Genomic DNA, 13561 nt, shown 5'->3' on the forward strand with positions numbered 1-13561 from the left:
TTGAATGTGCTGGATAAAATGCAGCATACAATGGGTGATACACGAAGACCTTTTACTATAAATATTTTTAATCATGGGGGCGGAATGATTATGACAGAAAAATATAATAATAATTCAACAAATATATCTGGTGGCGGTACATTTACAGGCGTCCAATTTGCGGCAGGATCCAAAGATTTTCAAGGTGTTGTAAATAATATTTCAAGTAATAATTCTGATAAGATAGAAGAGCTAACAAATGCATTGATAGAATCTTTGAAAACTGAAAAAAATATAGAAAATACTAGTCCTGAGGAGATTATCGATGCTGTTAATCAAGTCAGAGATGAAACTAAAAAACAAAAGGTTAATAAGCTTTCTTTAAAGGGAATTGTAGCAGGTATTAATATGGTCATGACAAGTGTGAATGGAATATCAACGAAAACAAAAGAAGTTTATAATCAATGGCACGATCAAATTGCTCAATTATTTCAATAAATAAAATGGCTCTCTACTTAATTAGAGAGCTTTTTATTTTGCTGAAGAATGGAATATTTAAGAATGTACCTATATCATTAGAAGCTTATAAGAATTTTTGTGGAATTTGTAATGAATGCTGTGTCTTTTATAAGAGAGGAACTGGAAAAGAAAAAAACATTAGAAATATTTTGGGGTTGTAATTAGGTTAATAAATTTACATTTAAAGAAATTTATAGAATCCTTTCTGGAAAAAATATCATTTTATAAAATATTGTAATATAATAGAATTTATTGTTGGAATATTTTAAATTATGATGAGATTGGAGACAGGACTATGGATCATACTGTAAGTAGCATGAAGGAATTGGAAGAAAGTTTGCTTAGTTTAGGAAGCGAAAAAGGGGAAATGTGGTATCGTGGTGAACCGAATGTAGCCTATAAGTTAATCCCAAGTTTATTTAGATTATTAGGAAAGGGATACCCCCATAAGGATATTGTAAAAAAAGAAAAAGAGGCAATTGAAAAGTTTAAAGAATATTATTTTGCTAATGATAAGGATGTAAGTGATTGGGAAGTGCTTATCGGGATGCAACATTATGGTACAAAAACTAGATTGTTAGATTGGACTACATCTTGGAAAATCGCTTTATTTTTTGCTTTTTGTAAATGGGATCGGAATCAGGGGAATTGTAGAATATGGGTATTAAATCCATATTTATTGAATGAACTTCATACTGGGGAAGATACTATATTAATTCCAAGAAAAACTCATAAGTTTCAAGATTATATAAATGGTAATCAGTACTTCAAAGAAACTGTAGCGATTGAAGCACCTGAGATAAATGAAAAGCTTAATAAAAGAATCACGGCTCAAAAAGGTTGTTTTACACTACATTATATACAAAATACAGTAGATAAAGATAAATATAATTTAGATGATGAATTAGAAGTCACAGTTAGCTCATATATAGGTAGAGTTAACTGTAATAAACAAGACATTTTATCGTATGTTGAATTATCATCAGAGATGTATGAAGAGGTTAAAAATTACTTAATAAAAGAAAAAATCACATATAAAGAAATATATCCTGATGTAGAAGGATTAAGTTATTACATAAATGATATTGTATTATCGTAAGATTATTTAGAAGTAGATAATTTTTATAATAGAGCACCTTGGAGCATCCTTTTGGATGCTTTTTTAATTGGAAAGGTGAAGGATTAAGATGCTTGGTTAACTGAAAAAATTAAGCAACTGATAATTTTATGTGAGGGAATTCTAATTGGAAAATATTTTTTAGACAATCGTTTACAGTATTTACATAAGAATAATCAAATTAATGTGTGTGAAAATATTGAAGAATTAGAATGTAATTTGAAGAGCGAAAACTAAGTTAGCAATTTAGATTGCAAACTTGTATAAAAATTGATAAAAAATTTGATTATACTTCCTATATCATTGAAAGTGTCATAAGAACTGCCACGGAAATGGTACTGTGTATTGTTTCTTGATTTATCTAAATTTCTCGGGCTTGGGCAATTAATTATAGTTTACTCACGAATAAACGTAAGTAAGGGTCCGACCAACGGGGGAGAGGGTTACATCTCTCTTTGAGCCGAGGATGTTCCTTCCGAATGTCCAATTGCTAATCATACTTTCCTCGGTTCAAAGAGGCGTGGGGCACCTCAACACTTTATTTCTCTCTTGAACTTTACCAAACTAATTAGAAGCATCAGCTACACTTACCGATTTGTGTCTATGAGGAACGGTTTTTCGTTTCTCTGACTATATAAGTAGTAAGTTACTTGTGTAGTGAGAGAAGCGTAGAAATTAAATATGAAAGTAATAAAAGAACACTGTTATGTAGAGAAGTACAGTCTATATACGGTGTTCTTTTTTGTTTATAAGGGGGGGATAGGTTATGCAGGATTTGATTAAGCAATATAACGCAACTTTAAGGCAATTGAGAGCAGCACAGAAGGATGCTAAAGAGGAAGATGTAAAGATTCTCACTGATATGATTAGCGACATTTCTTATTCCTTAGAATGGATGAAAAAGACGAGAAGACCGGGAAATCGAAGAGGGATTGAAAGGTTAGCAGCTTATCAGAGAGAAAGAGCGTGTGATCCGTTACTGATGCAAAGATATTTTCGTAGCATGGATGATAACTTATATGAGTGGGACGGTCATCAGCAAGAAGATGCAATTGGTGAATGGGATAAAATAAGATTGGAAGATGCATTATCATTGTTAACAGAACGGGAGAAAGAAGTGTATTTAATGTCCCGAGGATATTGTTTAACGTATAGAGAAATTGCTAGTTACCTAGACATTACATGTAGTACGGTACAATCTATGATAGAACGTGCTGAAAAGAAAATATCAAGACAGGTAAACGAGAGCCTCTTCTGCAATTGTGGATGAGGTTTTTTTAGCTTACATTTTTATAGAAGATTGGATAAAATTCAACAAGATGAATTTGATGTTTATTAAACATAAGATGGAAAGGCTATGAGTTAAATAAAAAGATGAAATAATTACCATTAGTGTATAAAATAATAAGTAATCAGCTTGGTAATGATTTTAAGAATATGAGATATATTAAACGTGACATATTATAGTTGAAATTCAGTTTTATATCACGTGAAAATATGCTTTTGAGGAGAGCAAAGATATGATTCGAATACATAAAGATAAATATTTTGATTCAATATATGATGAATTATTAGAACACGTAACTCAAGAAAAGTACATAGATGAGTATTTGCTAGAAAAGTTTATGAAAAGATACTTTAATGGTAAATGTTCATACTGTGAAATCCGAATGAAAGAGTTATCACTAACAATTGACTTTTATAGACCTATAAATGGATCGTTAAACACGATGGATGGTGAGTTTCATCCAGATCATTATAAATGGTTAAAAAATGAAGATGATAATATACTTTCAATTTGTGTAGAATGTAAGCGAGCGAAAAGTAATCGTTTTCCAGTAGATGGTGATGTCGCTTCTATTTATGCTGATAAGAATAAATTAGTGAAAGAAAGACGTTTATTGATACATCCTTGTAGAGATTACCCTGAAAGGCATTTTGTTTTTGATGAAAGTGGAATGGTTTATTATAAAAGTAAAAAAGGCGAGGTTACTATAGATGTTTTAAATTTGAATCGCAGTATGTTGGTAGAAATGCGTGCCCAAGTATATAGTGAATTTAATAATCTTTGTTATTTATTCTCAATGGAGCAAAGTCCCTACTATTTAAAGCAAATTCTACAAGAAGTTCAGTTGGATTCAATATTTGTTGGTTTAAAAAGGTTTATACTTTTTGAATGGGTAATCTTAAATGAAAAAATTCCCCTTCTTCAAGAGTTTGAGCCGTTATTAGATAATAGGTTACCGAAAGAACAAATGGAAGTTTTTTCGATTAGAAATAAGATTAGTCGAATTGATGACAAAGCGTATGTAGATATTAAGAAGCGGAAGAATTATGTTTATAAAGAAAAAATTAATGATTATTATGATGTAACAGACGATAATGATTTAGAAAAATATTATGGGAAACAGCGTTTTATTGAAAAGATTGAGATTCATAACTTTAAAAGTATTAGAAATATGAAAATTGATTTTACTCTGAGTAAGAGTAGTAACGCCCCTTGGCTAATGTTATTAGGGGAGAATGGTGTGGGTAAAAGTTCAATTTTACAAGCTATTGCATTAACGCTGATGGGAAAAGAACAACGGCAAAAAAATATAAAAAAGAAACCGTATGAATATTTAACAAAAGATTCTAATGAAGGTTCTATAACGATAAAATTATCTGGAATGTTTGAGCCTATTAGTATTTATTTGAATTCGAGTTCAATTGAATTTACAGGTGAAAATCATCAAAGACCTAGGGTTCTAATTTTAGGTTATGGCTCAACTCGATTACTTCCTAGAGATGATATGATATCAAATCATGAGGTGACTTGGGCAAGAACGGAAAATCTGTTTAATCCCTTTATTCCACTAGTTAATGTGAGAGAGTACCTATTATCTTTAAATGATGAAGATTTTAAAAATGTTAAAAAAGCTATCGAGTCTTTATTTTTAGAAAAAGTTATAATTGATCGGGATCAGATTTATGAAGAAGTATATTTTGGTTCTACTAATTCTTACAGCAAACTAGAAGATTTAAGCGATGGGTATCAGACAATTATTGCTCTTGCCACTGATATTATGATGGTTATGAAGAATAGATGGCGGAATTTTGATGCTGAAGGAATTGTTTTAATAGATGAAATTGATGCACATCTTCATCCAAGGTGGAATATAGAAATTGTTTCTCGATTAAAAAGGGCTTTTCCGAAAGTTCAATTTATTGCAACTACTCATAACCCGCTATCACTTCGTGGTTTAATAGATGGAGAAGTTGCAGTATTACTAGAAAATGAGGAAAGAGAAGCATATATTACTCAAAAGTTACCTTCTCAAAAAGGATTTAATGTAGAAGGATTATTAACTTCTAAATTTTTTGGATTGTATGATACTATGCCAGAGTTAAATGAATTATTTGATCGATATTATTTACTTTTATCTAATCCTAGTCCTAATGAAAGGCAAAAGGAAGAAATAAAAAATTTACAAGATAGATTGTCGAAATATGAAAAAGTAGGTACCACATTAAGAGAACAAAAATTCTATGAAGCAGTGGATTACTATTTTGCGCACTACAGAAAAAATAATGTGGAATTAAGTGATGAAGAGTTTAACAATATTATAGAAGACGCTATTAAATATTTTGAAAGGTAAAATTTTTTATGATAAAAGTTCAAAGAGAAGCAGAACCAGCTGTATTAAATCTAACTGAACCAACTTCTATTGGTTTTAAAGAATTGGAAGCGGCTAAAAGAACCACTTTTACAAAAGATACAAAATTTCCGTTCGAGGCATATAAGGATGAAAATGTAAAAAATCTTTTAAAAAAAATGTTTAATGGTAAATGTGGATATTGCGAAAGTATTATCAATGTGACTTCGTATGAAGAAATTGAACATTTTAGACCTAAAAAAGCTATTAATATAGAAGGTATACAAGGATTGACTTATCCTGGTTACTATTGGTTGGCTATGAGTTGGAGTAATTTGTTAATCTCCTGTCAAAGGTGCAATAGGTCGCATAAAAAAAATTATTTTCCAATAGAAAACGAAAATAAACGTGCAAAAGCTCCCGGTGAAGAAAGTGGAGAGGAGGTATTACTATTAAACCCTTGTGAAGATGACCCGAGTGAACATTTGGAATTTAAAGATACAGGTATTATTGAGTTTAAAGAGGGATCTAAAAAAGGAGAAAAATCTATAGAAGTTTATGCTCTTCATAGGAGAGAGCTTACTGAAGAAAGAGCGAAAGTTGCTAAGGATATTAAGTTGAAGATAGTACAAATACTTGATGGATTAAGTACTCTAAAGGTGCTTTTACGCTATCAAGAAGATAGTGATTTTCAAAAAGAGATTGAAAAAATTGTATCAAATATAATATCATTATATGATTTTATATTTGAATATAAAAATGACCCTAACAGACCTTATCAGGCAATGGTAACTCAGATTACTTCGGATTTTCTGAGTGAACGTAAAGAATTAATCAATAAATTGAAGATAACATTCAATCGGAAAAATCTCTGTGAACAAAGTCGCATTTCAAGTTAAGTTAATTTAGGGTAAGAGCTATAAAAAAGTTCTTATCCTATCTATTATGAAGTTTAGGGAGATAGTAAAAGTAACATAAATAATATTTTTTGTATTTGTAAATTTATTTATATAAATTATAAAAAACATCATGATACTTTCTAATTTAGTTCTAGCGCCTTCTTTAAATTAAGTATAATATGATGTCCCTCAATGCTGTTGTTTATAAAGTATTTTTGCTAACTGGATTACTTTGTTGTTACGTTCATCTGACTTAGTGTTCCATCTCCACCTAACTCCGTTAATATTTCTATGATCTCATTTAACCAAGGGTTGTTATTTGCCATAGGTATTCCTCTGAGTAAATTATATTAATTATCAGTCTATCTTTTTTAATCGGTATATATAAATTTTGCAATGGAAGCAATTGGTTTTATATAATGTAGTGTAGTGCTATCCTAAGGAAAAGTAAAAAATTTCTCTTAGTAATAGCACTATTTTTATACTGTAAACAGTTGTTTTCTATCTTTTAAAACACTTACAGGAAATTAGTATTTTTATATGTCTTAGTGTAGCTTTGAAATAATCCTATTAATATTGATAAATCAACTAAAGAAAAGGGCTTGTTTTGAGAGTATTTTTTCATTAAGAGAATGAATGTATCGTAGCAAAACTAGATAGAACCAAAGAAGATAAAAGTAGATTTTTCAGATTTAAGTTTTAATGGGTAACGTCAAGAATTGAAAAATATACGGGTAGTGTAATCCCTTCTTTTAATGGTGTTAAGAAGGGATTTTTCATGGAGTGATTATCAAGTAAATTCGGTATACAAATGTATACATATAAAAGATCTTGATAATTTGAGGTATATGTAAGTTGGATGATGTTTATAATTCATTTTTAAGGTCAAATTCAATAATAAGTTCGTTTATTATAAAGTCTAAACATTGAGCTTGGCCTAAGAGACTCTCTCTTATACAAGAGAATTCATTTTGTGTCATTTGACTTGAGATTATCTCTTTACGGGAAATAAGGCGTTTAGTATGATCGATTATTTTGCCTCTTCTAAATGTTTCTGCCATCTATACCACTCCGTTTATTGCTTACATTTGTATACAAAATCAAGGTTGAAAAATAAGGTTTTAAGGAACCTTTTGTAAGAAGAATTCCCTAAAACTATTTTAAATATGTAAAAAAGGTAAAAAGTAAAATAGGAAATGTTTTCCTTCGAAGACATGTATTCAAAGGGAAAAGCGCAATATAAAGATATTTTTCTTATGCTACTTTTGATAAGACACACGTTTTATGTAAGAAGATGTTTAGCTTTTTAATTGATGATATGTTGAACTGATTGCTCATGCAACAAAGCTTAAAACTCATGCACACATAATTAGAATACGATTCATTTTAGGTGAAGGATCCAAATTAATAATTGCAATGATAGAAACAAGTAATGTGTAATATGGTCTATTGTCTGCGAATAATAAAGTTGTTTAAAACGTAATAAAGTCCTATGAAAAACAAAATAGTTGTTAAAAAAGTGGTGTAAAATTTGGGATTTATACCACCTCTTATTTTTTTCTTTGTATAATAAAAATATGAATAATAGACTCATCCATACAGAGTAAAAAGAGTCATTTATCAAAATGATTATCGAAAAAGCTAAGAACAAACAATAGTTATAACTCATCATAAAAGGGGGCTTAATTTTAATGTATATTTCAAATATCAATATAACTAATTATAAAAACTTCCGTACCAACTCTATAGATTTTAATAATGGTACAAACGTTATTTTAGGACATAATAATGCTGGTAAATCAAATTTATTACGAGCATTAGCATTAATTTTTAATTCTAATAGTAAAAAGCATTTATCAATTGATGATTTTAATAAAAACATACCAATAGAAGAATTAAAAGAATATCCACCTAGTATTAAAATAACTGCTACTTTAAAGCAAGACGACTGTGAAGAATTAATGAGTGATGACTTAGTGACTGTAAGTAACTGGCTAACTAAGCTAGAAGAACCTTATGAGGCTAAACTGCAATATGAATTTTATCTCCCAACTAAGTTTCATGAAAAGTATCAGAGCGTAATAAATGAAGCGGAAAATATATTTGAAGTATGGCAAGTTATTCAAGATGAATTTCTGAGACTGTATACATATAAAATTTGGGGTGGAGAATCTACTAATCAAATAACTGCTGATAGTGAATCATTAAATAAATTTGATTTTCAATTTTTAGATGCAATAAGAGATGTCGAAAGAGATATGTTTAGCGGAAAAAACACGCTATTAAAAAATGTTTTAGATTTCTTCATGGACTATAACATAAAATCTGATAACTCTTTAGAAAAGGAACAAAAGGAAGCTGCTATTAAAGAGAAAAAGAAAGAATTCGGAGATTTTGCGGGGAATTTAATTACACTATTGAACGAGCGAATGACAGAAGGTAAAAAACACATTTTATCATATGCAAATGATATAGGTGCTTCATTTGACAAGTCTACTCCTAATTTTGACGGTAGTATAACAGATATCGAACTTTATTCTGCGTTAAAATTAATTGTTGAATATGAAACAGGTATTAAGATGCCTATTATTAATAATGGACTTGGCTACAATAATTTAATATTTATGTCGCTCTTACTTTCAAAAATGCAGGTTGATGCAAATGAAGAATATTTAGGTAGTAATGCTAAAGTATATCCGATGTTAATAATTGAAGAGCCTGAAGCACATTTACATCCTACAATGCAAAGGCAATTACTAAATTTTCTTAAAAAAAATTTAAAGAACAAAAAAGTGAGACAAATTTTCGTTACTACACATTCTACTCATATAACAGGTGCTGTGAATTTGGACGAATTAATTTGTATCTATAAAGATGGCAGCGAAACTTTAATTGGTTATCCAGGAAAGTCTTTCTGTGAAAATGAAGAGAGTAAAAAATATGTTCAAAGATTTTTAGATGCCACTAAATCAAATATGCTATTTGCTGAAAAAATTATCTTAGTAGAAGGGTTGGCAGAACAGCTATTAATGTCGATATTCGCTGAATATCTGGATACTTCTTTAGAAGATTGTCATATTGCTGTGATTAACGTAGGAGGTAAATATTTCAATCATTTTTTAAACCTATTTAATGCTTCTAATCCATACTCTATTAAAAGAAAAGTAGTATGTATAACAGATAGGGATCCTGAGCGAAAACAGTTAACTTCTAGCGATAAGACTGCAAAAAAATCATTTAAAAAATGTTATCCATTTGAAATGTATATAGAGGAAACTGGGTATGAGTATAAAAGAAATGAAGAGATAAATAGTTATCCTGATAATATTAGATTCCTTCTGCAAGATGAAAAATATGGAAAAACATTAGAGTACGATTTGATTCGTTTTAACCCAAACTTTAAGGGGTTGGTTACAGATTCTACAGCCAATAAAGACGAGATTTTTAAGCTAATGGATCAATATAGTAATGGCGAATCATTGGATTTAATGCTTAAAAATTTAAATGCTTCAAAAGAAAACGAACGAATTGGACAAGCATTAACAGACAAACGGTTAAAATGGGCAGATGAAGATAAGAAAATAGCATTAATCGCTGCAAGATATTTAAATTCAGTAGGAAAAGGGGTTAACGCATTAGAGTTAGCTTATGTACTAGAGGAAAACTTATTGAAAAAGAAAATTGCTGGAGAAAAAGAAAGCACTGAATTTAAAGAGTTTATCGTACCAGATTATATTAAAGAAGCAATAGAATGGATGTGTGAAGAATGATTCTTATTTCTTCTGAAGATACAATAGATATTGAGCAACATTTCAAAGTTACTGCGGGGCCAGGTGCCGGTAAAACTCATTGGCTAATAAATCATATTAAAAACACATTGAAAAATTCTGAGAGACTAGAGAAGACACGGAAAATAGCATGTATAACATATACCAATGTAGCTGTAGAAACCATTTTGAACAGGCTAGGAACGCAATCCGTCAATCAAGTAGAAGTTTCAACTATTCATAGTTTTTTATATAGTCATGTTGTTAAACCATATCTTACTCATATAGCAGAATTATTTGACATAGAATTTCAAAAAATAAAGGGTCATGATAACATCGAACCTAAATATAATAAAGTTCAATTTTGGTTAGAAAATCATTCTATGACTGAAAAGTTAAGGCATCCTTATACAATAAATCAATTGCTAAAACTACCAGAAAACAAAGATGCGCTATTCAATTGGTTATCTAGTGTTAAATATGGTTTTAATAGTGAACTAACATTATATTTAAGAGGTGAGGAAAGTAAGGCTAAACAGTTACGTAAGATAGTTAAAATCTTAGAAACAGACTTATTTAGCTATAAAAAATTATATTGGCAGGATGGTAAAATTGATCATGACGATGTGCTGTATTTTAGTTATGAATTGATTACAAGATACCCATTTATTTTAAACGTGTTACGTGCTAAATTTCCTTATTTTTTTATAGATGAATTTCAAGATACTAATCCGATTCAAGCTAAGATAGTATCCTTATTAGCAGAAGAAGAAACTATTGTAGGGGTAATTGGAGATCCTGCACAATCAATATATTCATTTCAAGGTGCTAGTATAGAAGATTATCTTGAATTCAAAATTGATAATCTAAGTGAATATACTATTACTGAAAATAGACGAAGTTCTAATCAAATAATTGATTTATTAAATGAAATTAGAACAGATATTGATCAAACTAAATTTAGAAATGTAGACCATGATAGACCTATCTTATTTGTAGGGAATAGTATAGAGGCATATAATGAAATCCAAGAGATATATGGTAATGATATGTTCATTCAAACCTTAGCGAGAGATAATCCAACCGCAAATGCAATGAAATTTGAGATAGACAATAGTAAGTTAAATACTAAACTGCTGGTTGAATTAGCTTCAAAAGATAATCCAAAACGATATAATATTATAAAAAGTTCAATGGAAGCTCTAGAGTTTGCTAAACATAGTGATTATAAAAATGCTATAAGAAAAATGAGTACTAATTTTAGTCGTTATTCTGAAAAAGAGCAATTCAATAAATCTGTATTAATTTTACAAAAATTAATAAAAAAACAAGGGACGCTTTTTGAAGAACCTTTGATGGAATTCTATCAATTAGTTAGAGAAGATATAGAAATGCCCGGTTTTAGAAAAGGTGCTACCCAAGATTTTTATAATACATATTCTTATAAAGAGGTAGCATTATGTATAAGCTATAAAGAAGATATCAGTCAGCATAGGACTATTCATAAATCCAAAGGGGATGAGTTTCAAAATGTCTTATTGATAGCAGGTACGATAGGGTTTCTTACTAATCCAACCTTAGCTGAAGACGAAGAACAACGAATTTATTATGTAGGTATAAGTAGAGCTATGGATAGATTATTTATAGTGACGCCAAAATTATCAAAAGCGAATCGAGCAATAATAGAGTCTAAATTCAATTTTCAAATAATAGATTTAGAAAAAGAACCTCAATTAATTTAAGGTTAAATATAATCGGAATCTTAGATAGTATAAAGGAAGCTATGTTTAATTATTCGCCTTGTGAAATTAAACAACTTTATTATTCTAAAAAATTACAAGATGAAATAAGAAATATAGTTTTTAAACACCTTTAGTAACCTTCCATCAATCGCTTTGATAGAAGGTTACTTTTTTTAGAGATAAAATTAAACAACTTTTTATAGATACAATTTCATTCATTTTTCTTGGTGTTCCGCATCCCATTCACTTAAATAGGATGCATATTCTAATTCATCTGGATTATCATGTAACATGGAAATAAATTCTAATTTATTTCCATCACAGTCCAGAAAGTATACACTTGCAGCGGGCATCCATCTTTGGACAATTGGCTCTTGATTTCCTTTCCCCTGACTTCCAACCACTTCTATTCCACGTTCCTCTAACCACAATTTAGAAGTCCTTAAAAACTCTAAATCTACACCAAAAGCAAAGTGTTTTGTTTCAAAGTTTTCAATATTATGTACTTCTCATAGTCCAAGCATTTGTTTTTTATTTTCTCCTACCCAAAAGAAAGCCACTCTTCTTTTGGATAGTTTTCTTGCTAATGCTAATCCTAACTTGTTTTGATAGAAATCAATCGCCTTTTCTAAATTTCTTACATGTAAATGTGTTTCGTATATATTTTGAATCATTATTTTTATTCCCTTCTTTATTGTAATTTATAATTATCTTCCGTGTATAAATTCCCACTCTTTCCAGGACATAATTTCAAGTTCCGGTCTTGGTTTATCCTCTAGCATAGAAATAAACTCAACTGAGTGACCATCTGGATTTGCAAAATAAATCGACACAGCGGGCATAAAAGGGAATACCATTAATTCTTCGGAATTTCCACCAAAGAAATTTGTAGATTCAATTCCTAATTCATTTAAATAACTTCTCGCCTTAATAATATCTTTCACATCTACTCTAAAAGCGAAATGTTGACGCTGAACCTCCGGTGAAGGATAATTTTCTCTAATGCCAAACATAGCTTCTCCAGGTTTTCCAATCCAGTAAAACTTAGATTTTCGATTAGAGTCTTCATACAAAGGAATAATATTAAATAATTTTTCATAGAATTCAGCGGATATTTTATAATTACTTACATTAATATGTGTTTCAAAAATCCCTTTAATCATCAAAAATCCTCCTTGTATAAGCAACCAATATCATTTTATAATTTTTAAGTTCAATATATCTAATCACTATGTTATTAAAAGAAACAGCTGTTTTATTAAAAAAAAGTTTTAGACTATAGAAAAAAGTATTAGACTGTTAAAAAAAAGTTGTAGACTAAAAAGATGTCTTCTATATGTGAAAACACCTTTTATGAGGGGGTATTATGTGATTACTGTATTATTTATGGGGCTATCTTTATAGTTGTCTTAGTGTAGTAAAGAGGGTTGTTGTCCCACATTGCTATCCCAAAGTAAAAAAACGTTATTCTTTCTAAATAAGCTAAATAGGAAAGAATAACGTTTTTTTTATGAATTTCTCGATTGAATCACTTTATATCATTCAAGCAGCAAACAATTATAAATAATTGTTTGTTACTTGAATTTATTTCGATTTGTATAGAGCTAAATTTCACCTTCTAGCGTTGCGATATATATAATTTATGCTTCAATTTTTTTAGTTGCAGATAATACCTTATAACGATGTCTTAAATAACAAAAGCTATAAGAAGTCAATTCAACACATACATATCTAGAAAAAATCTAATGTAATTTATGTTAAAAGAAGGGTGGTAACTTTAAATATGGAAAATGAAACAAATTTATAGGAGGCTTCCATTTGATACAGTTTGGCGGCGTAACGCAAAGATTTCGGCTAAATTAATGAATAAATTATCGGACAAAAATAAGCGCTCTAACTTTGA

General features: G+C 29.6%; 9 protein-coding genes and 2 pseudogenes. 7 read left to right on the top strand and 4 right to left on the bottom strand.

What is annotated here, in order from left to right; translation table 11 throughout:
* From ACXY7N_RS26155 to ACXY7N_RS26175, 5 genes are all read left to right on the top strand, one after another.
* Nucleotides 1–477 carry a hypothetical protein gene (locus tag ACXY7N_RS26155; protein ID WP_488592716.1) on the top strand — a complete coding sequence of 159 codons (477 nt, stop codon included), beginning with the start codon at nucleotides 1–3 and terminating at the stop codon, nucleotides 475–477.
* A 316-nt stretch (nucleotides 478–793) separates the two neighbouring features.
* Nucleotides 794–1597: an FRG domain-containing protein gene (locus ACXY7N_RS26160; protein ID WP_488592717.1), complete on the top strand. Its 804-nt coding sequence runs from the start codon at nucleotides 794–796 to the stop codon at nucleotides 1595–1597.
* Nucleotides 1598–2381: 784 nt separating this feature from the next.
* Nucleotides 2382–2885 (top strand): sigma-70 family RNA polymerase sigma factor, encoded by a 504-nt coding sequence (locus ACXY7N_RS26165; protein WP_488592718.1) that lies wholly within the window; start codon nucleotides 2382–2384, stop codon nucleotides 2883–2885.
* Nucleotides 2886–3135: 250 nt separating this feature from the next.
* Nucleotides 3136–5253, top strand: a complete 2118-nt coding sequence (locus ACXY7N_RS26170; protein WP_488592719.1) for an AAA family ATPase — start codon at nucleotides 3136–3138, stop codon at nucleotides 5251–5253.
* Nucleotides 5254–5261: 8 nt separating this feature from the next.
* Nucleotides 5262–6149, top strand: coding sequence for a retron system putative HNH endonuclease (locus ACXY7N_RS26175; RefSeq protein ID WP_488592720.1), 888 nt, complete (start codon nucleotides 5262–5264; stop codon nucleotides 6147–6149).
* Between the two features lie 245 nt (nucleotides 6150–6394).
* On the opposite strand, the pseudogene ACXY7N_RS26180 reads toward ACXY7N_RS26175, so the two are convergent.
* Together ACXY7N_RS26180 and ACXY7N_RS26185 are read right to left on the bottom strand one after the other, a co-directional pair.
* A pseudogene (locus ACXY7N_RS26180) lies at nucleotides 6395–6475 on the bottom strand (HNH endonuclease); the annotation flags it as partial.
* Nucleotides 6476–7015: 540 nt separating this feature from the next.
* Nucleotides 7016–7210, bottom strand: coding sequence for a hypothetical protein (locus ACXY7N_RS26185; RefSeq protein ID WP_000852179.1), 195 nt, complete (start codon nucleotides 7208–7210; stop codon nucleotides 7016–7018).
* 630 nt (nucleotides 7211–7840) lie between these two features.
* Between ACXY7N_RS26185 and ACXY7N_RS26190 the strand changes: the two genes are divergently transcribed.
* Nucleotides 7841–9919 (top strand): ATP-dependent nuclease, encoded by a 2079-nt coding sequence (locus ACXY7N_RS26190; RefSeq protein ID WP_488592721.1) that lies wholly within the window; start codon nucleotides 7841–7843, stop codon nucleotides 9917–9919.
* Complete coding sequence (locus tag ACXY7N_RS26195; protein WP_488592722.1) at nucleotides 9916–11658, top strand: UvrD-helicase domain-containing protein; 1743 nt, start codon at nucleotides 9916–9918, stop codon at nucleotides 11656–11658. Before ACXY7N_RS26190 ends, ACXY7N_RS26195 begins: the two co-directional genes overlap by 4 nt.
* 215 nt (nucleotides 11659–11873) lie before the next feature.
* Here ACXY7N_RS26195 and ACXY7N_RS26200 read toward each other — a convergent pair.
* Nucleotides 11874–12332: pseudogene (locus ACXY7N_RS26200) on the bottom strand (VOC family protein).
* A gap of 33 nt (nucleotides 12333–12365) precedes the next feature.
* Entirely contained in the window at nucleotides 12366–12821 is a 456-nt protein-coding gene (locus tag ACXY7N_RS26205; RefSeq protein ID WP_488592723.1) for a VOC family protein, read from the bottom strand.
* Between the last annotated feature and the right edge of the window lie 740 nt (nucleotides 12822–13561).

This window comes from Bacillus sp. 5w2, from assembly GCF_054353775.1.